The sequence below is a fragment of the Polaribacter sp. Z022 genome (assembly GCF_023555495.1).
Lineage (GTDB): Bacteria > Bacteroidota > Bacteroidia > Flavobacteriales > Flavobacteriaceae > Polaribacter.
Window position 1 is genome coordinate 240824 of sequence record NZ_JALCZO010000003.1, and the last position, 19206, is coordinate 260029.

A 19206-nucleotide genomic window follows, 5' to 3' on the forward strand; every position below is an offset into this window, starting at 1 on the left:
TATTCTTTTAAAAAGAAAAGAAACCAATATTAAATTAACTTTAAAAATATTGACCTAAACCAAATACCAAACCGCCTTTAGATTGCCCATGGTTGTTAGAAACCCTAAAACCATAATCTATTCTAAAAGTAGCATTGTATATTTTTTTACTCATAAAACGCAAACCTAATCCAGAATAAACCATTAGGTTTTTACTTTCAAAAAAATCATTTAATTCTCCTCCAGGATTTCTCCAAGAACCAATATCTGAAAATATATTTGATTGTATAGTTAACCATTTATTTTCTAAAACTGTGTGTCTGTATTCTGTGTTCCAAACTAAACTTCCTGTACCTCTATCAACTATAATACCCACACCTCTTAGGTTTACATTATTATCTAATGCAAATGGAGCAAATGGAGTTTTCTCATTTGATGACAAACCAAAACGTAATCTGTTTGCCCAATTACCTTTTTCTTTTATTCTTTTGTAATAGAAAAAATCATTCCAAGCAATATAAAAATCATTCTGAAAAGGATTGTTAGATGTTACAAACTGAGTGTACAAAACCGATTTAAAACCTTTTATATATTGATAATAATATTCTAAAGCATCATAAGTATAAACTAGTTTTAAAAGTTTTTTATCTAAATCTAAGTTTTGAGGTACTGCTGGGTCTGTTGCTCCAGATAAATATTGGTATTTTTCATTAAAGAAATTTACACCAAAATTTAATTGATTCCTTAAGTTTATTTGATACAAACCTAAAACTTCAAAAGAAATATTGTTATATAAATAATTTGCAGTTTTATCTCCAAAATATAAAGGTTCTTCACTTTTCCAATTTTGATGATTGAGAGCCAAACCCCATTTTTTAGAAAACAAATTTGGGGCTTTAAAATTTACTCCATAAGAATCAAAACCATTGTTTTGATAAAACCCTCCAAAAGTTATGTTTCTTCCTAAAAAATTATAATCATACAAACCTAATTTATAAGAAAACTGATTGTTTGTTGTCGTCCAAATATTTACTTGTGGTATAAGTGTAAAATTCTCTTCAATATTTATAAAAACGTTATAAAAATTATTATGAGAATGAAAAACTTGGTAGTATGCATGACTAATTGCTGGCAATCTTTTTAAAAGAATAATATCTCTATCTAATGAAAGAGAATCTAAAGACGATTCTTTCTTTGTTTCTAAAAGCTTTGTTATAAATGCCTTTTTTATCTTTTTGGCTCCTTTAATTTTAATATCTAAAACTACCTTTTCTTGAGAAAAAATAATAGTAGAAACAATAAAAAAAAGTAAAAATAGACTGTTTTTAAATTTCACTACTCAGCAATAAATGATTCTTGAATTACCAAATTTACCCAATTATCTGAACTTAAACCAAAAACTGTAAAATTATATTCTTCATTTAAAACTAAATCTGGTGGAGTTTCTAAATTAATGGTAGCAGTTACATTTGAAGAATCGTAATATTTAAACGTTTTTTCTGTAGTAAATGTACCAGAAACAAAATCGTTATCACTGTCTGTAAATATCTGTAAGTATTGTTCATTTTCTTTTATAGAACCATCTGTCCAAGTAAATTTTGGTTTTAACCTTTCTGAAACATCTATTGTAACATCAGACAACCATTCTGTAGCTTTTGTTTGATTTTTAATTTTAATTGGTTCAGACTTATATAATACTTCATCAATTATATACGTTACAATACACCAACTTTCAGTATCATCATCTGACCTAGAATATCTTCTAAGTTTTCCTCCGTAAACAGCTTCATCAGTTAAATCTTTTCGTCTATAATTAGAAAAATTATTTTCATCTACAGAAACATTATCTGTTTCATAATATCTCATATCAGAAGCACCTACCAAAGGGTAATAATAAACATAAGACAAACTTTGAGAAGAGCTACTACTTGCTGCAAAAGCTAGCGAACTTTTTATTGTTTTAGAAGAGTTTTCATCTAAATACTCTTGTAAATTTTTAGGGATAAAAGTTTCTTGAATTACTAAATTAACCCAATTATCTTCACTTACAGCCATCATAGTAAAAAGATACTCTGTGTCTTCTACTAAAGTTTTTGGAGTAACAGATTCGTTTATATCTAATACAACATTTGAAGTGTCATAATATTGAAAAAACTTATTATTGGTATATGTACCAGATAGAAAAGTGTCATCTTCACTCTTAGAAATTACTTCAAAATAAATTTTGTTATCTGTTATTCCAAAATCTGACCATGTAAAATTAGGCTCTAAAGTACTTTTATATGCTATATCTACAACATCTGTCCAACCAGTAGGTTTTGTTGCGTTTTTTAACCTAATTACATTAGATTTATGTAATTTACCATCTAACATATAAGTAACCAAACACCAATTTTCTTCTGTATTAGATCTAGAAAACCTTTGTAATTTCCCTCCAAAAACATTAGAAATATCTAAATTTTTTCTTTTGTAGTTGGCAAAATCTTGCGAATCTACATTTAAACTATCTGCTTCATAATATCTTATATCTGATGCTCCTTCTTTAGGATAATAAAAAATATAAGAAAGACTAGAACTAACACTTGCAGCACAGGCTATAACTTCTCCAAAATCATTATCAGACGTTGTTTCTAAATATTCTTGTAAATTTCTTGGAACTGTTACATCATTATCTTCTGTACAAGAAAAAAGTAAAAAAGGAATAAAAACCGCAATCAAGTATTTTTTAAAAGTCATGTAATTTTTTAAATTTTTAAAGTCATAATTGGCAAGGTAGAATGATTTGTTAAATCTTCTGCTACACTTCCTGCAAAAATATGAGATAATCCTTTTCTACCATGTGTAATTACAGAAATTAAATCTGCACCTAGAGCATTAGAAAAATTAAGAATCCCATTTTCTATAGATCTAGCACAAACATAATTAACATTAATTAATCTATGAGAATTACCTTCTACTTTAATTAAAAAGTCATTTGCCATTGTTTCCATTTCTGAAGTTGTTTTAAAATCTTCATTAGGCAAGTTTACATATAATAGATGTTTTTTTGCATTTAAAAACTCTAATGATTTTAACATCTTTTTAAATGCAGGTACACTTTCATCAGAAAAATCTGTAGCTACAACAATATCTGCAAAATCTACATTTGTCATTTCATTTTTAATAACCAAAACTGGTAAATCTACATTTCTAACAACTTTTTCTGTATTAGAACCCACAAAGAATTCTTTTAAACCAGTTGCTCCATGAGAACCCATAATTATTAAATCTGCATCAACTTCTTTTGCTATAGAATTAACCTCACTAAAAACTTTATAATGCTTAATTACAGGTACAACATTTACATCTTCTAAATATTCTTTTTCTAAAAAATCTTTAAATTTTTGTTCTGCCAATTTTAAAAAATACATTGTTTTTTCTTGCTGATTAATTTGGCTTTCAGTTAATGAAACCTCTTGTATATCAAGCATGTGTAAAGCATATACTGTTGCATTATGCTTATTTGCCAATAATGCTGCAGTTTTTAATGCGTACTCAGAATGTTGAGAAAAATCTACAGGAACAATTATTTTTTTCATTTTGGTAATTTAAAAAGTTATAAAACAAATTTAAGTTCTAATTTGGTTAATTTATAGGACATTCGTCATATTTTAACGAATTCTAGTCATGTTTATACAATTCTCTTAACACCTTTTCTGCAGGTTTATTTTGAGGTGTAAATCTATTGTTATTATCACCTCCTACTTTATCATGAACATGAAACCATTTCCAAATAAAACCTCCTGCAAACCATTCTTCTTTCCAAAATTGATTATGTATTGCTTTTAATCCGTTTACTTGAGCTTGTAAATTTACATTGCCTTCAATTCTTTTAGAATCCCAAGGTTCTTTTCCTGTAAAATCTACACTTCTATAACCATATTCTGTAAATAATATTGGTTTATTAAATTGTTTTTGTATTCTTAAAACTTCTTTTTTGTGAGGTTGCCAACCTAACTCTAGGTCTTTAATTGTAGGAGATTTTTTATCACTTAAAGGAAAATAAGCATCAACCCCTATAAAATCCAACTCACTCCAAAAAGGCACTCTTTTAAACTCATCCCAATTAGCTGCATATGTTAATTTACCTGAATAAACTTTTTTAATTTCTAAGATTAATTTTTGCCAGTATTTTGGCCTTTTCATTACAAATTTTTCCAATTCAGTTCCTATACATAAAATTTCAGCGTTTAATTTTTCAGCAGATTTAGCATAGGTAATTATAAATGACCTGTAAGAATCTTCTAAAATCTTCCAATTTTCTTCAGAATCCATATCTATATAACCAGTAAACTCTCCATTCCAAACCCAAATTTGAGGTTTCACCATTATTTTAATGTCATTTTTCCTAAATTCTTTTGCATACTGAATTAAACCTCCTTCAGTTTCTCCAAACCATTGCCTTTTTGTGTTATGAATTACATTAGGAGATGACAATTTTTTTATAAAACCAAAAGGCATCAATGCAACATAATTGCCTTGTGCCTTTACAACTGGAGTTGCATGTGTTTCATTTATAGGGACACCAGATGCAACAAAACTTATTCCGTTTATTTTTTGTTGTTGACTATTGCAGGATACTTGAAAACATATCAGCAATAAAAAAAGGAGTTTATTTGTTTTCATAAATCCTTTAAAAATAGTTTTTTATTAAAACAATGCTCTTAAACCAATGTTAAAACTTTGTCCTAAACCTGTATCATTACCTCTAACAAATTTACTATACAATACTTCTAAGTTTAAAGTACTGTTTAATTGATATTTACCTCCAAACCCTAAAGAAGTAAAATCTTGAGTAAAATCTCCAAAACGTTGAAAGTGTTGTACAAAACCTAAAACTGTAGATTTGTCTGACGGAAAATAACTCATAAAAACACCTGGAGCTAACACAAAAGTTTTGTTAGCAAAACTAGCATCATCTCCAAAATTATACTCTGTATTTAACTCTGTAAACAATTGCCAATCTCCACTATCAAAAGTATAATCATAGAAAAATCTATTTTGAAAAGTATATGCAGTTTGGTCTAAATAAACACCATTAGAATCTGATTCTTCTGAAATGATAGGAATATGAAATGCAGATTGAATAGAAAAATTACCAACACTTTCTATAGGCTGCCATTTTAAAGCGGGTGCAAATGATGAAAGTCCGTTTCTAGAATTTGCATCGCTATTAAAATTGAAAACAGAAGTAGCACTTTGACCACCATTTGTATTAGATCTATACTCTAACAATAAACCAATATTTAACCTATTATTATCAGAGATTCCTGTAAAAATATCTAAAGTAGAAGTAAAATAATTTTCTCTTAGCTTATCTGCTTTTACACCATTAAATGTTCCTTTTGTTTCTGTATACAAATTGTTAAAAAACTTAACATCCCATTGACCTTTGTCTAATAATTTAGAAGGTGTGTAAGTTTGAATATTACTCTTATCGTTTTCAGTATTATCCTGACTGTAAGCATTTAAACTTAATATTAACACAAAAGTTAAAGTAATTTTTGATATAGCTTGTTTCATTATTTTGTTGGATTTTATTTTTAATACATCATCAGTCTAAACAATTCTTTACAACTTACAACTTTTTCTGAATTTTATTATTTATAACAATTCTAAATTAAGATTAGTAATTAAGTTCTTAACTTTAACTTCGACATAATTTGCAACAAACTATCAACTATGAAACACATTGTAATAATTGGAAATGGAATTTCGGGTGTTACTGCAGCAAGACATATTAGAAAAAATTCTGAAGATAAAATCACTATAGTTTCTGCTGAAAATAAATACTTCTTTTCAAGAACTGCTCTTATGTATATATACATGGGGCACATGAAATTTGAACATACACAACCTTATGAAAATTGGTTTTGGAGCAAAAACAATATCGATTTAAAAGAAGGGTTTGTTGGTAAAGTAAATACACAAAATAAAGTTTTAGAATTTACCAATGGAGAAAATTTATCTTATGACAAACTGATTATTGCAACAGGTTCTAAGCCTAATAAATTTGGTTGGCCAGGGCAAGATTTAGATGGAGTTATGGGTTTGTATCATAAACAAGATTTAGAAAATCTAGAAAAATATGCACCTAATAAAGAAACTTGTAAAAGAGCTGTAATTGTTGGTGGTGGTTTAATTGGTATTGAATTGGCAGAAATGTTAAGAAGCAGAAAAATTCCTGTAACTTTTTTGGTTAGAGAAAAGAGTTTTTGGAATGGAGTTTTGCCTGCTCAAGAGTCAGAAATGATTAATAAACACATTAAAGAACATCATATAGATTTACGTTTAAGCACCAATTTAAAAGAAATAAAATCTGATGAAAATGGACGTGTAAAATCTGTAATCATAGAAGAAACTGGTGAAGAAATATTTTGTGATGTTGTAGGGTTAACTGCTGGTGTAACACCTAATATTAACTTTTTAAAAGAAAGCAATATTGAAACTAAAAGAGGTGTTTTAGTGAATAGATTTTTAGAAACAAATATAGAAGATATTTACGCTATTGGTGATTGTGCAGAACAACATGAAGCCATTGGTCAACGTAGAAACATTGAAGCTGTTTGGTATACAGGAAGAATGATGGGAGAAACTGTTGCACAAACTATTTGTGGAAACAAAACTGCTTACAAACCTGGTCATTGGTTTAATTCTGCTAAATTTTTAGATATAGAATATCAAACCTATGGTTGGGTATTTAGTGAGAGAAGCAAAAAAGATAATGAAGCTTATTTTCAGTGGCAACATCCAAAAGAAAATAAATGTATTACCATTTCTTTTGATAAGGATTCTAACAAGTTTTTAGGTATTAATACTTTTGGAATTAGAATGCGTCATGAAATTTTTGACAAATGGTTAACTGAAGATAGAAACATAGAACATGTGTTAGAATATTTGGCTGATGCTAATTTTGATCCTGAGTTTTACAAATTACATGAAGCTGAAATTTTAGCAAAATTTAACTCTGAAAACAACACTAATATTCAACTAAAAAAGAAAAGCTGGAAACGAATTTTTTCTAAAGCATAAAAGATTATGAAATTTATAAAACACACAGGTTTAGTAATCTTTTTAATAGGATTATCATTTTTTACAGCATCAATATTTACAGGTACTTTTAGTTTAACAGAAGCTCAATTAGATGCTTTTGTAACTGAAAAAGGTTATAAAAGTGATGTAATAAAGTTGCAACTAAAAAAAGCAATTGTTACAGAAGAAGGATTAAACATTTTTGAATTTTCTAGCAGAGTTAGAAATGCATATGAAACATCTAATGCTCATTATGACAAATTAATTGCAAAATATGATTCAGAAAAAAACTGGGATAAAAAAGGTGAACAGTATCAATATAAAATCTATGGAAAACCACACACTTTAAGCTATACTTTAGCTAAAAAAGCAGGTAAAGGTTTTATTAAGAAAAATACAGGTTTAGTTTGGTTTTTAACTTTTGGTTTGGGTATTATTGGAGCACTAATGTTTATCATCCCTAATTTAATTTTATTAGGAAAACCTGGTATTAAAAACGATGGCGTTTATTTAGAATCTGCCACTAACAGAGGTTGGATTGCTTGGTTAGTTCTTATATATCTAGTTAGCTTTTATTTAGTATTGTATTTTATGCCAGATTATGTTGTTAATTGGACTTATATTTTAGATCCTATAAGCAACTTTTTAAATGGTGGAGATGCAAGTCAATGGTTTGTATACGGATTCTTGTATTGTACAATTATGCTAGTAATGGGTGCAAGAATGTATATTAAATACAGACATAATAAATACCAAATTGTAAGAACAACATCTGTTTTATTTTTTCAAATAGTATTTGCTTTTTTAATTCCAGAAATCATGACAAGCCTAAATATGCCCGGATATGATTTTAAAAATGCTTTTCCACTTGATTACGATTTTTTCTTTGAATGGAATTTAGAAAGCTTAACTAATAGTGGAGGAATTGGAATCTTTATTCTTGTTTGGGGTGTTATTTTAACACTAGTAATTGTACCAGTAATGGTCTATTTCTTTGGAAAAAGATGGTACTGTTCTTGGGTTTGTGGTTGTGGAGGTTTAGCAGAAACTTTAGGAGACCCTTACAGACAACATTCTAACAAAAGTTTGAATGCTTGGAAATTAGAAAGATGGTTAATTCACTCTGTATTAGTATTCTCTTTAGTGATGACAATTGTTACTTTATATTGTTATTTTTCTGGAGCAGAATCTTTTATTGGTATTAAATCTCAATGGATTAAAGACACCTATAGTTTCTTAATTGGTGCGTGGTTTGCAGGAGTTATTGGAACAGGATTTTATCCAATTTTTGGAAACAGAGTTTGGTGTAGATTTGGTTGTCCTTTAGCTGCTTATTTAGGGTTGGTACAACGTTTTAAATCGAGATTTAGAATTACTACAAATGGAGGTCAGTGTATTTCTTGTGGAAACTGTTCTACTTATTGTGAACAAGGAATTGATGTAAGGTCTTATGCTCAAAAAGGAGAAAACATAGTTAGATCTAGTTGTGTTGGTTGTGGAATATGTTCTGCAGTTTGCCCAAGAGGAGTTTTAAAATTAGAAAACGGGCCTGAAAAAGGTAGAATAAATCCTACTGAAATATTATTAGGTAATGATGTTGATTTAATGGATTTAGTAAACAAAAAATAATGCTAAGAAAAACAGTATTTTGTTTCTCTCTTTTATTTGTTTGTTTTGCTACTTTTTGTCAAAAAAAGTACCATAAAGAATATTTTAAAAACGGACAACTTAAAAAAGAAGGTTGGACTATAAACAATAACAAAACAGCTTATTGGAAATTTTATTATCAAAATGGAAACTTAAAAAAAGAAGGTCATTTTTTAGATAATTTAGAAACGAATTATTGGTACTTTTACGCCAAAGATTCATCCAAAGAAAAAGAAGGACATTTTAAAAAAGGAATTAAAACAAATTGGTGGTTATTTTATGATAATAATGGTTTTGTGAACCATAAATGTCAACTAAAAAACAACCAAAAAAATGGATATTGCTTAATTTACAAAAGAAGAAAGCTCATAAGAGCTTCTAAATTTAAAAATGGCAAAAAAATAAAAGAATGGACAGACTTTTCGTCTTTTAAAAGTGAAAATAGTCTTAATGATTTAAAATGATAAAGCCCTTAATTAAAGTAATTATACCTGCTTATAATGAGCAAGACTCTATTGCAAACGTAATAAACGATATTCCAAATATTGTTGAAGAAGTTATTGTTATAAGCAATAATTCTACAGATAATACAGAAATTAATGCTCAAAAAGCAGGAGCAACTGTTTTAACAGAAAGCAGAAAAGGATATGGTTATGCTTGTTTAAAAGGTATGGAATATATTGAAAATCAAGCAATCTTAGATCCTCATCACATTCCAGATATAATTGTTTTTTTAGATGGAGATTACTCTGATTATCCAGAACAATTAATTGAATTAATTGAACCAATTTTAAAAGATGATATTGATTTTGTTATTGGAGCACGTGTAAAAAATCTAAGAGAAGAAGGCTCTATGACACCTCAACAAATATTTGGAAATTGGTTGGCTACTTTTTTAATGAAGATGTTTTTTGGGGCAAAATTTACAGATTTAGGTCCTTTTAGAGCAATAAAATATCCTAAACTTTTAGCTTTAAACATGGAAGACAAAACTTATGGATGGACCGTTGAAATGCAATTAAAGGCATTAAAACAAAAATTAAGTTATGTAGAAATACCTATGAAATATAGAAATAGAATTGGTGTTTCAAAAGTGTCTGGTACTGTAAAAGGAAGTATATTTGCAGGGATAAAAATATTAGGTTGGATTTTTAAATACAGTTTTAAATAGTGGTTCTAGAATACATTATAATTATCATTTACTCAATATCGTTATTGCTTATTTTTATGTATGCTTTAGCGCAATTAAATTTACTTTTTAATTATTTAAAAGCCAATAAAAAAGTAGATGATTCAGAAAAATACGATTTTTCTAATTCAAAAGAAATTCCATTTGTTACTATACAATTACCTGTTTATAATGAATTGTATGTAATGGAACGTTTGCTTAAAAACATTGCTACATTAGAATATCCAAGAGAAAAATTAGAAATACAGGTTTTAGATGATTCTACAGATGAATCTGTAGAAATAACAGCAAAACTTATTGCTAATATTCAAAAAACAGGATTAGACATTCAGCATATTAGAAGAACCAACAGACAAGGTTTTAAAGCAGGTGCTTTAAAGGAAGGACTAGAAATTGCTAAAGGTGAATTCATTGCTATTTTTGATGCAGATTTTTTACCAAAATCAGATTGGTTATACAAAACTGTTCCTTATTTTAAAAACCCAGAAATTGGTGTTGTTCAAACAAGATGGGGACACATTAATAGAAATTACTCTACATTAACTAAAATTCAAGCTTTTGCATTAGATGCTCATTTTACTTTAGAACAAGTGGGTAGAAATAGCAAAGGGCATTTTATCAATTTTAATGGTACTGCAGGTGTTTGGAGAAAAGATTGTATTTATGATGCAGGTAATTGGGAAGGAGACACACTAACAGAAGACTTAGATTTAAGTTACAGAGCTCAATTAAATAATTGGAAATTTAAATATTTAGTAGATGTAGAAACTCCTGCTGAATTACCTGTTGTAATTAGTGCTGCAAGATCACAACAATTTAGATGGAATAAAGGTGGTGCTGAGAATTTTCAGAAAATGACAAGACGTGTATTAAAGAATAAAAACGTGTCTTTTAAAACTAAAATTCATAGTTTATTACACCTTTTAAATAGTTCTATGTTTACTTGTATTTTTTTAGTTGCTGTTTTAAGTATACCAATGTTATACATTAAAAATGAATACGCACATCTAAAAATCTACTTTTATGTAATGAGCTTTTTTGTAGTTAGTTCTCTTATCTTTTTTATTTGCTATTGGTATATGTTTAAAAATATTTACGGAGGTGGATTTATAAAATTTATAAAATATATTGGCTCATTTTTTACTTTCTTTTCAATTGCAATGGGTTTTTCTCTTCACAATACAATTGCTGTTTTAGAAGGTCATTTTGGTAAAAAAAGTGAATTTGTTAGAACACCAAAATTTAATATAAGTACTTTAAAAGATGGTTGGAAAAACAACAAATACATTAAGAAAAAACCATCTATTCATGTAGTTTTAGAAGGCCTTTTAGCTTTATACTTTGTGTTTGGAATGTATAGTGCTTTTATAGTTGGAAATCAAGGAGGAGATTTTGGTTTGTTTCCATTCCATTTTATGCTTTTTATAGGTTTTAGTTATGTGTTTTTTAAATCTATTTTTTCAAAAGCTTAATGTCTTTTTTTAAAAAACATAAAGATATTTTACTAATTTCTATTAGTACAATACTCTATTTTGTATTTGCCTACTTTTTAGAAAGAACAGAATTTACCAAACTACTTTTATTGTGGTTTTCTCTATTTGGATGCTCTTATTTTTTGATAAAAAGCAAAACAATAAATACAACAACCTTAATTGGTTTAGTAATTCTTTTTAGACTAATTTTTCTTTTTGCTATACCAAATTTATCACAAGATTTTTATAGGTTTATTTGGGATGGAAGAATGATTCTAGAGGGATTTAACCCCTATTTATCTTTACCAGAAACATTTATTCAACAAGGAAATTCTCCAATTTCTGATGCTAATAATTTATATTCTGGAATGGGAGAAATGAATGGTAGTCATTATACAAATTACCCTCCTATCAATCAACTTTGTTTTTTAATTGCAGCTCTTTTTGCAAGTAAAAGTATTTTTGGTTCTGTAATTGTTTTAAGAATTCTAATAATTTTAGCTGATGTTGGAATTCTTTATTTTGGAAAAAAATTACTTGAGAAATTAAATTTACCTGTTAAAAATATTTTTTGGTACGCTTTAAATCCGTTTATAATTATAGAAATGACAGGTAACTTACATTTTGAACCTGTAATGTTGTTTTTCTTAATTTGGAGTTTATACAAGCTACAACAACATAAATGGATTTGGGCTGCAATACTATTAGCTTGCTCAGTTTCAGTAAAACTAATTCCACTTTTGTTTTTGCCTTTATTTTTACAATGGTTTGTAAAAAACGAACAAAATTGGCTTGCAGGCATTAAAAAAATCAGTCTTTTTTATCTTATAATAATAAGTACTATTATAATATTATTTCTTCCTTTTTACTCTTCAAACTTTATAGCTAATTATTCAAACTCTGTAGGTTTATGGTTTCGTAATTTTGAGTTTAATGCTAGCTTTTATTATATATTTAGAGAAATTGGATATCTTTTTAGAGGTTGGAATGAGATTGCTATTATTGGTAAAATAACTCCTATTTTAACTATCATATTTCTAATGATAATTACATTCTTTAGAAAAAACAACTCTTTAAAACAATTAATTACTGCCTTTTTGTTTGGCTTGTGTTTTTATTATTTTACAGCAACAACAATTCATCCTTGGTATTTAGCAACTCCTTTAATTCTATCAATATTCACTAAATATCGTTTTCCAATATTTTGGACAATTGCAATTGTTTTTAGCTATCAGGCATATGCAAATAATCCATGGAAAGAAAATTTAGCATTTGTTGCACTAGAATATTTAATAGTATTTGGAGTCTTAATATATGAGCTAAGAAAAACTAAAAATTATAAAATTGTAAAATAATCAATTTTAAACCCTAAAATTAAGCTATTTTTGTATTTTAGTCATTAATATTTGAATTAAAATGAAAAGACTTACCATAAAAGACATTGCAAAAGAGTTTAGTGTTTCTATTTCTACAGTATCTAAAGCTCTGAATGACAGCTATGAAATTAGTGTAAGCACTAAAGAAAAAATTCAGAAATATGCTAAAGCAAACAACTACAAACCCAACTTTAACGCTTTAAGTTTAAAAAATAGACAAACAAAAACATTAGGTATTATTATTCCTAATATGTTAAACTATTTCTTTGCTCAAGTTTTTAATGGAATGGAAAAAGTTGCCAATGAAAGAGGTTATAAAATTATTTCTTGTATTTCTAACGAATCTTTTGACAAAGAAGTAGAAACCATAGAAATGCTTTCTAATGGCAGTATAGATGGTTTTATTTTATCTCTAGCAGAAGAAACTGTTTCTAAAGGAGATTTTAAACATTTTCAAGAAGTTATTGATAATGGAACTCCAATTGTAATGTTTGATAGAGTTGCAGATAATATAAATTGTGATAAAGTTGTTACAGATAACTTTGATAGTTCTAGAAGTACTGTAAGTTATTTGGTAAAATCTGGTCATAAAAATATTGCATTTATTTCTACAATGAATAATTTAGAAATAGGTAGAAGAAGACAATTAGGTTACTTAAAAGGGTTAGAAGATCATAACTTAAAAGCAGAAAAAAATCTAATTATCAATATAGATGATGATTATAAAAACTATGAGTCTATTTTAGAACCAATTTTAAAAAACAACAAAATAGATAGTGTTATTGCTACAGATGAGTCTTCTGCAATTGCAGCTATGAAAGTTGCTATTAAACAAGGTCATAAAGTACCAGAAAACTTTTCTGTTATTTCTTTTTCTAACGGAATTTTAGCAAGACATTCTAGTCCAAGAATGACAACTGTTAGTCAACATGGAGAAGATATGGGAGCAACTGCTGCAGAAATGCTTATTAATAGATTAGAAGACAAATCTGAGGTTAAAAAGAAACCCGAAACTATTGTTGTAAAAACAGATTTAGTAGAAAGGAATTCAACTAAAAAAATCTTATAATTTTTCTATTTTCAGAAGTTATGAATTTATCAAAAGTAAAATTAATAGTTTCTGACATGGATGGAACCTTACTTAACTCTAAAGGAGAAGTAAGCGATTTATTCTTTGAATTATTTCATCAATTAAAAAAACAAAACATTCATTTTTGTGCTGCTAGTGGAAGACAATACAACAGTATTGTTAACAAATTGTCTAGCATAAAAAATGATATTTTTGTTATTGCAGAAAATGGCGCTATTGCTAAAAAAAAAGAAAATCTAATTCTTGCTACACCAATTTCTGCTAAAAAAATAAAAACAATTATTCCTGTTTTAAGAACTATTAAAGATGCTCATATAGTTTTGTGTGGAGAAAATGGTGCGTTTATAGAATCTAAAAACGAAGGTTTTATAAAACTTTTTCAAGAGTATTACAATAGCTATCAGATAGTTGAAGATTTAACTGAAATTGCTGATAAAGAAGATTATTTAAAAATTGCAATCTATCATTCTGTATCATCTGCAGATTTTATTTATCCTGTTGTAAAAGAGTTTGAAAATGAAATGCTGGTAAAAATTTCTGGTAAAAACTGGTTAGATCTTTCAGATGAAAAAGCAAATAAAGGTTTTGCGTTAAAAGAAGTACAGAAAATTCTAAATATATCTAAAGAAGAAACTTTAGCTTTTGGAGATTATCATAATGATATAGAAATGCTTCAAGAAGCAGATTTTAGTTTTGCTATGCAAAATGCTCATAAAGACATTACACAAATTGCAAATTATACTACAGATAGTAATGACAATTTTGGCGTAGAAAATGTTTTAAAACTTATAATAAAATAAATTATTGGGTCAATAATTTTTGTCCTATAGAAAGCGCATTACTTGTTAAGCCATTCAATTTCTTTAGGTTAGAAACAGAGGTATTAAATCTTTTGGCTAAAGAATACAAGGTATCTCCATTTTTAACAGTATAATAAACAACTTTAACCTTAATTGGTTTTGTTTTTTTGGGAGTGTATTTATTTTTCTCTTTTTTTACTTTAAAATTTTTCTTTTTAATCTTATCAAATTCATATAATTTATAATCTTCAATAATCTTAATTAATTTATTAGGATACTTTTTATCTGTAGCATAACCAGCTTTTTTTAGCCCTCTAGCCCATTTCTTATAATCATTAGGTTTATAATTAAACAAAAATGCATAACGTTTTCTTTTTGTTAAAAATTCTGAATGATCTTTATAAGAAGTTTCTACATATTGGTACTTTCTAAAACATTCTCCAATAGTATCATCATCATGATAAACACGTTCGCCTTTCCATTTTGTATGGCATTTTATACCAAAATGATTGTTAGATTTCGAAGCCAATTCACTTCTACCACTACCCGATTCTAAAATTCCTTGAGCTAAAGTTATACTAGCAGGAATTTTACTTTTATGCATTTCATTTACTGCAATTGGAGCATATTTTTTAATATAAGCTAATTTGTATTGACTTAATTTTGAATTCTTTTTTTTAAGTTTCTTTACAATTTCATTTTGGTTTACAGATGGAAGTTTAATTGGTTTTTCTTCATTTAAAACAACACCAGGATTCTTTTTGGTTTTAATTGCATTTCTTTTAGAACCACAACTTGCTAAAACAAAAAAACTAACACAATACAAAACAACTTTTAACTTCATAAACTTTTAATTATTTGTTCTCCTTTCTTACTTAACATCTTATTAAAACCATCAATTCCTTGTAAACCTCCTGTATGAACTGCTAAAATTTTAGTTCCTTTTTCAAAGTGATTTTTTTTTATTAAATCTACAATTCCGAAAAGCATTTTACCTGTGTAAATTGGGTCTAATAAAACTCCTGTTTCTAATGAGAAATCATTTATAAAAGTAATTAATTCTTCATTATATTTAGCATAACCACCAAAATGATAGTTCTTTTGTAATTTCCAATTGTCTTTTCTAATAGTATATTTCTTTATTTCTTCAGATAAAAAACCACCTTTTAAAGCAGGAAATCCTAATACTTTTTGGTGTTTCTTTAACGATTTTATAATACCAGATATTGTTCCTCCAGTACCAACAGCAGAACAAACATAATCAAATTGAGCATCTTCTTCTGTTAATATTTCTTCACAACCTTCTACAGCTAAACAGTTAGTTCCTCCTTCTGGAACCAGATAAAAATCGCCCCATTTATTTTTCATTTTTTCAATAAAACCAAAAGATGTTTTTTGTCTATACAGTTCTCTAGAAATAAAATGGAATTTCATTCCATTTTCATGAGCTTCTCTTAAAGTTGCATTTTCTTCTAATGTTTTTTTAAGATTTAAACCTAATTCATCTCCTCTAATAACACCAAAGGTTTTTAAGCCTGTTAATTTTCCTGCAACTGCTGTTGCTGCAATATGATTAGAAAATGCACCTCCAAATGTTAGTAACGATTTCTTTTTTAGTTTTTTGGCTTCAGCTATATTGTATTTTAGTTTTCTAAACTTATTTCCTGAAACTTCTGGGTGAATTAAATCTTCTCTTTTAATAAAGAGTTCAACTTTTTTATCTTCTAAAATTGGTAGAAAAACTTGTTGGTTTTTAGTGATTATTTCACTTTCGAAAAATGAATTATTTGTATTACTCAATAGTAGGGTTTTAGTAACGCAAAAATAACAGATAAAATTTGGTAACCAACAAATAACGTAACATTATCTAAGAAGAAATAAGATTGTAAAAAAGATATTCTTTAAGAAATAAATATTAATAATTATTTGATTACATTTACAAACCGAACAGTCGGTTTTAAATTAAAAAAATGAGTATTAAAAAAGATAAAGTTATTGAAGTAGCAACAGTTTTATTTGCTGAAAATGGATTTGAAAATACTTCTATGGCTAACATTTGTATTGAAGCGAATGTTTCTAAAGGATTGATATATCATCATTTTAAATCTAAAGAAGCAATTTTAATAGAAATATTTACGCAAACTACAAATCAAATGATAGAAATGAATGAAAATTCTAAACCTTCAAAAGATCCTAAAAAACAATTGTTACAATTAATTGATTCTGTATTTAGTCAAATTGAAAAAGAAAAACATTTATTTAAGTTTAATTTAAATATGATGTTTAATCCTACAACAAACAAAATTTTAGAAGAACAAATAAAACTAAGAGCAAGTATATTATTCAACTCAATAAAAGGTATTTTCAATCAATTATCAATTAAAAAAAGCGAAATATTAAGCTATATTTTTATTGCAGAAATTGACGGAATTGCTCTAAGCTATCTATCTTCTTATAATAATTATCCTTTAAAAAAAATGAAAAAGGAATTAATAAAAAAATACGCTAACTATAATGATTAGAAAATATAACGATAACGAAATTCCTACTTTAGTTAACATTTGGGAACAATCATCAAGAATTGCTCATCCGTTTTTAACGGAAGAATTTACATTAATGGTAAAACAAGCAATGAAAGAAACTTACTTACCAAATTCTAATACTTGGGTTTACGTAGAAGCAAATAATATACTTGGATTTATTTCTATGATAGAAAACGAAATAGGTGGTTTATTTGTTTCTCCTAAACATCATGCTAAAGGAATAGGAACTGCTTTGGTAAATCATATGAAACAATTTCATAAAAATTTAGAAGTAGAAGTTTTTTACCAAAATAAAATTGGAAAACCCTTTTATGAAAAGTATGGTTTTAAAGTTTTTAAAGAATATATAATGGAAAGTACAAACCAAAAAGTACTAAGAATGAAAACTAATTAAATGAAAACAATTACGTTAAACGACTTAGGTTTTACAAGCGACTTAAAAAAGCATCAAGAAAAAAATAGCTTAGAATCATTTAGTGTAGGAAGAGTTATTTTAGAACATAAAGATAGATATATTGTAAAAACTGCCACAAATGAATTAGAATCTGAACTTATTGGAAACTTAAGATTTAATGCTATAAATAGAAGTGATTTACCTGCTGTTGGTGATTGGGTTGCAATAGCACAATATGATGAAAACAAGGCTTTAATTCATGCTGTTTATCCAAGAAAAACTTTATTGGAAAGAAAAGCTGTTGGCAAACTAAATGAGACACAAATTATTGCAACTAATATAGACTTTGGAATTATTGTTCAATCTGTAAACAGAGATTTTAGTATAAATCGATTAGAACGTTATATTACTATTTGCAACACCTCTAACATTACTCCAATAATTGTATTAAATAAAATTGATTTAATAAACAAAAACGAGTTAAGCATACTATTAAATACTATTAAGAATAGAATAAAAAATGTTGAAGTTTACCCTATAAGCAATCACACTTTAGTAGGTTTAGAAAAATTAAAATCTATATTTTTAAAAGGAAAAACGTATTGTCTTTTAGGTTCTTCTGGTGTAGGAAAATCTACTTTAATTAATACTTTAACAGAAACTAATTTAATGGAAACTGGCGAAATTAGTGAAAGTATTGACAGAGGAAAACATGTTACCAGCCATAGAGAACTCATTGTTTTTAATAATGGTATTTTAGTTGACAACCCTGGAATGAGAGAAGTTGGAATGACTGATAATGCTGAAGGAATAGAATTGACGTTTGAACAAATTTTAGAAATCTCTACAGATTGTAAGTTTAGTGATTGTAATCATATTAATGAAAAAGGTTGTGCTATTTTAAAAGCCCTAGAAAATGGAGATATAAATGAAGAAACTTTTGCTAACTTTCAAAAAATGGAAAGAGAAAGAATGCACTATGAATCTTCTTTAACAGAAAAAAAACAACAAGGTAAAAACTTAGCTAAATTAATAAGGCAAAACAAAAAAAGTAGAAATAACAATAAGTATTAAAAATTGATTAAAAAAAAGAATGATTACAACAAAAAAAGTAACACTTAGACCTATTGATATAAAAGATGCTGAAGAAGTTTTTTCTTACAGATCTGATGCAGAAACAAACAAATATCAAGGTTGGTTGCCAGAATCTAAAAAAGAAATTGAAACTTTTATTTCTAAAAACCCAAAAGAATTTAACACTCCAGAAACATGGTTTCAATTAGTTATTATAGATAATATTTCTAAAAAGATTATTGGAGATATTGGTGTTCATTTTATTGATGATAATCAGTGTGAACTTGGTATAACTTTAGCAAAAAAACATCATGGTAAAGGTTATGCATCTTTATCTTTAAAAGAAGTGGTTTCATATTTATTTAACACTCTAAATAAACATCGTATTATAACTTCTTTAGATCCTAGAAACTTAGATTCTATTAAACTTGTAGAAAGGTTAGGTTTAAGAAAAGAAGCACATTTTAAGAAAAGCTTATTCTTAAATAACGAATGGGTAGATGATATTATCTATGCAGTTCTAAAAACAGAATGGAAATAAAAGAGACTTCTATTTCCATTCATTTATTTT

General features: G+C 27.2%; 19 protein-coding genes. 12 read left to right on the forward strand and 7 right to left on the reverse strand.

All coding sequences use genetic code 11. From position 1 onward, the window contains the following. Window positions 1–40: 40 nt before the first annotated feature. The 5 genes from MPF13_RS07935 to MPF13_RS07955 form a co-directional block, all read right to left on the reverse strand. Entirely contained in the window at window positions 41–1315 is a 1275-nt protein-coding gene (locus MPF13_RS07935; protein ID WP_249981854.1) for a BamA/TamA family outer membrane protein, read from the reverse strand. After that, window positions 1315–2715: a hypothetical protein gene (locus tag MPF13_RS07940; RefSeq protein WP_249981855.1), complete on the reverse strand. Its 1401-nt coding sequence runs from the start codon at window positions 2713–2715 to the stop codon at window positions 1315–1317. Before MPF13_RS07940 ends, MPF13_RS07935 begins: the two co-directional genes overlap by 1 nt. Before the next feature lie 8 nt (window positions 2716–2723). Next, complete coding sequence (locus MPF13_RS07945) at window positions 2724–3557, reverse strand: universal stress protein (RefSeq protein WP_249981857.1); 834 nt, start codon at window positions 3555–3557, stop codon at window positions 2724–2726. Between the two features lie 82 nt (window positions 3558–3639). Beyond that, the gene (locus MPF13_RS07950; protein WP_249981858.1) at window positions 3640–4644 is read right to left on the reverse strand and encodes a glycoside hydrolase family 113; all 1005 of its coding nucleotides are present in this window, start codon (window positions 4642–4644) and stop codon (window positions 3640–3642) included. 24 nt (window positions 4645–4668) lie between these two features. After that, complete coding sequence (locus MPF13_RS07955) at window positions 4669–5541, reverse strand: hypothetical protein (RefSeq protein ID WP_249981860.1); 873 nt, start codon at window positions 5539–5541, stop codon at window positions 4669–4671. Between the two features lie 159 nt (window positions 5542–5700). On the opposite strand from MPF13_RS07955, the gene MPF13_RS07960 reads away from it, so the two are divergent. The 8 genes from MPF13_RS07960 (at window position 5701) to MPF13_RS07995 (ending at window position 14624) form a co-directional block, all read left to right on the forward strand. Beyond that, window positions 5701–7050, forward strand: coding sequence for an NAD(P)/FAD-dependent oxidoreductase (locus tag MPF13_RS07960; RefSeq protein ID WP_249981861.1), 1350 nt, complete (start codon window positions 5701–5703; stop codon window positions 7048–7050). Window positions 7051–7056: 6 nt separating this feature from the next. Beyond that, window positions 7057–8679 carry a 4Fe-4S binding protein gene (locus MPF13_RS07965; protein WP_249981863.1) on the forward strand — a complete coding sequence of 541 codons (1623 nt, stop codon included), beginning with the start codon at window positions 7057–7059 and terminating at the stop codon, window positions 8677–8679. Next, entirely contained in the window at window positions 8679–9161 is a 483-nt protein-coding gene (locus tag MPF13_RS07970) for a toxin-antitoxin system YwqK family antitoxin (protein WP_249981865.1), read from the forward strand. The genes MPF13_RS07965 and MPF13_RS07970 overlap by 1 nt, the downstream gene beginning before the upstream one ends. Further along, window positions 9158–9868, forward strand: a complete 711-nt coding sequence (locus MPF13_RS07975; RefSeq protein WP_249981866.1) for a glycosyltransferase family 2 protein — start codon at window positions 9158–9160, stop codon at window positions 9866–9868. The genes MPF13_RS07970 and MPF13_RS07975 overlap by 4 nt, the downstream gene beginning before the upstream one ends. Continuing rightward, window positions 9868–11358, forward strand: coding sequence for a cellulose synthase family protein (locus MPF13_RS07980; RefSeq protein ID WP_249981868.1), 1491 nt, complete (start codon window positions 9868–9870; stop codon window positions 11356–11358). Before MPF13_RS07975 ends, MPF13_RS07980 begins: the two co-directional genes overlap by 1 nt. Then, a complete protein-coding gene (locus tag MPF13_RS07985; protein ID WP_249981869.1) occupies window positions 11358–12713 on the forward strand; it encodes an MptA/MptB family glycosyltransferase in 1356 nt (451 codons plus the stop codon). Before MPF13_RS07980 ends, MPF13_RS07985 begins: the two co-directional genes overlap by 1 nt. Before the next feature lie 61 nt (window positions 12714–12774). Then, on the forward strand, window positions 12775–13803 hold the full coding sequence (locus tag MPF13_RS07990) for a LacI family DNA-binding transcriptional regulator (RefSeq protein WP_249981870.1): 1029 nt from the start codon (window positions 12775–12777) through the stop codon (window positions 13801–13803). A gap of 20 nt (window positions 13804–13823) precedes the next feature. Continuing rightward, window positions 13824–14624 (forward strand): HAD family hydrolase, encoded by an 801-nt coding sequence (locus MPF13_RS07995; protein ID WP_249981872.1) that lies wholly within the window; start codon window positions 13824–13826, stop codon window positions 14622–14624. Between the two features lies 1 nt (window position 14625). On the opposite strand, the gene MPF13_RS08000 is transcribed toward MPF13_RS07995, so the two are convergent. Together MPF13_RS08000 and MPF13_RS08005 are read right to left on the reverse strand one after the other, a co-directional pair. Next, on the reverse strand, window positions 14626–15468 hold the full coding sequence (locus tag MPF13_RS08000) for a glucosaminidase domain-containing protein (protein ID WP_249981873.1): 843 nt from the start codon (window positions 15466–15468) through the stop codon (window positions 14626–14628). Further along, a complete protein-coding gene (locus MPF13_RS08005) occupies window positions 15465–16424 on the reverse strand; it encodes a 1-aminocyclopropane-1-carboxylate deaminase/D-cysteine desulfhydrase (protein ID WP_284041167.1) in 960 nt (319 codons plus the stop codon). Before MPF13_RS08005 ends, MPF13_RS08000 begins: the two co-directional genes overlap by 4 nt. Window positions 16425–16594: 170 nt before the next feature. On the opposite strand from MPF13_RS08005, the gene MPF13_RS08010 reads away from it, so the two are divergent. The 4 genes from MPF13_RS08010 to MPF13_RS08025 are packed head-to-tail and all read left to right on the forward strand — an operon-like array spanning window position 16595 to window position 19176. Beyond that, window positions 16595–17146 carry a TetR/AcrR family transcriptional regulator gene (locus tag MPF13_RS08010; RefSeq protein ID WP_249981875.1) on the forward strand — a complete coding sequence of 184 codons (552 nt, stop codon included), beginning with the start codon at window positions 16595–16597 and terminating at the stop codon, window positions 17144–17146. Next, window positions 17139–17561 (forward strand): GNAT family N-acetyltransferase, encoded by a 423-nt coding sequence (locus tag MPF13_RS08015; RefSeq protein ID WP_249981876.1) that lies wholly within the window; start codon window positions 17139–17141, stop codon window positions 17559–17561. The genes MPF13_RS08010 and MPF13_RS08015 overlap by 8 nt, the downstream gene beginning before the upstream one ends. Continuing rightward, the gene (gene rsgA, locus MPF13_RS08020) at window positions 17562–18635 is read left to right on the forward strand and encodes a ribosome small subunit-dependent GTPase A (RefSeq protein WP_249981878.1); all 1074 of its coding nucleotides are present in this window, start codon (window positions 17562–17564) and stop codon (window positions 18633–18635) included. It begins immediately after the preceding gene. Between the two features lie 19 nt (window positions 18636–18654). Next, the gene (locus MPF13_RS08025) at window positions 18655–19176 is read left to right on the forward strand and encodes a GNAT family N-acetyltransferase (RefSeq protein ID WP_249981879.1); all 522 of its coding nucleotides are present in this window, start codon (window positions 18655–18657) and stop codon (window positions 19174–19176) included. Window positions 19177–19206: the final 30 nt, after the last annotated feature.

Excerpts from the sequence above, each read along its gene's own strand:
- MPF13_RS07940 (WP_249981855.1), bottom strand. The coding sequence starts at position 2,715 with ATGACTTTTAAAAAATACTTGATTGCGGTTTTTATTCCTTTTTTACTT.
- MPF13_RS07945 (WP_249981857.1), bottom strand. The coding sequence starts at position 3,557 with ATGAAAAAAATAATTGTTCCTGTAGATTTTTCTCAACATTCTGAGTAC.
- MPF13_RS07950 (WP_249981858.1), bottom strand. The coding sequence starts at position 4,644 with ATGAAAACAAATAAACTCCTTTTTTTATTGCTGATATGTTTTCAAGTA.
- MPF13_RS07955 (WP_249981860.1), bottom strand. The coding sequence starts at position 5,541 with ATGAAACAAGCTATATCAAAAATTACTTTAACTTTTGTGTTAATATTA.
- MPF13_RS07960 (WP_249981861.1), top strand. The coding sequence starts at position 5,701 with ATGAAACACATTGTAATAATTGGAAATGGAATTTCGGGTGTTACTGCA.
- MPF13_RS07965 (WP_249981863.1), top strand. The coding sequence starts at position 7,057 with ATGAAATTTATAAAACACACAGGTTTAGTAATCTTTTTAATAGGATTA.
- MPF13_RS07970 (WP_249981865.1), top strand. The coding sequence starts at position 8,679 with ATGCTAAGAAAAACAGTATTTTGTTTCTCTCTTTTATTTGTTTGTTTT.
- MPF13_RS07975 (WP_249981866.1), top strand. The coding sequence starts at position 9,158 with ATGATAAAGCCCTTAATTAAAGTAATTATACCTGCTTATAATGAGCAA.
- MPF13_RS07985 (WP_249981869.1), top strand. The coding sequence starts at position 11,358 with ATGTCTTTTTTTAAAAAACATAAAGATATTTTACTAATTTCTATTAGT.
- MPF13_RS07990 (WP_249981870.1), top strand. The coding sequence starts at position 12,775 with ATGAAAAGACTTACCATAAAAGACATTGCAAAAGAGTTTAGTGTTTCT.
- MPF13_RS07995 (WP_249981872.1), top strand. The coding sequence starts at position 13,824 with ATGAATTTATCAAAAGTAAAATTAATAGTTTCTGACATGGATGGAACC.
- MPF13_RS08000 (WP_249981873.1), bottom strand. The coding sequence starts at position 15,468 with ATGAAGTTAAAAGTTGTTTTGTATTGTGTTAGTTTTTTTGTTTTAGCA.
- MPF13_RS08010 (WP_249981875.1), top strand. The coding sequence starts at position 16,595 with ATGAGTATTAAAAAAGATAAAGTTATTGAAGTAGCAACAGTTTTATTT.
- MPF13_RS08015 (WP_249981876.1), top strand. The coding sequence starts at position 17,139 with ATGATTAGAAAATATAACGATAACGAAATTCCTACTTTAGTTAACATT.
- rsgA (WP_249981878.1), top strand. The coding sequence starts at position 17,562 with ATGAAAACAATTACGTTAAACGACTTAGGTTTTACAAGCGACTTAAAA.
- MPF13_RS08025 (WP_249981879.1), top strand. The coding sequence starts at position 18,655 with ATGATTACAACAAAAAAAGTAACACTTAGACCTATTGATATAAAAGAT.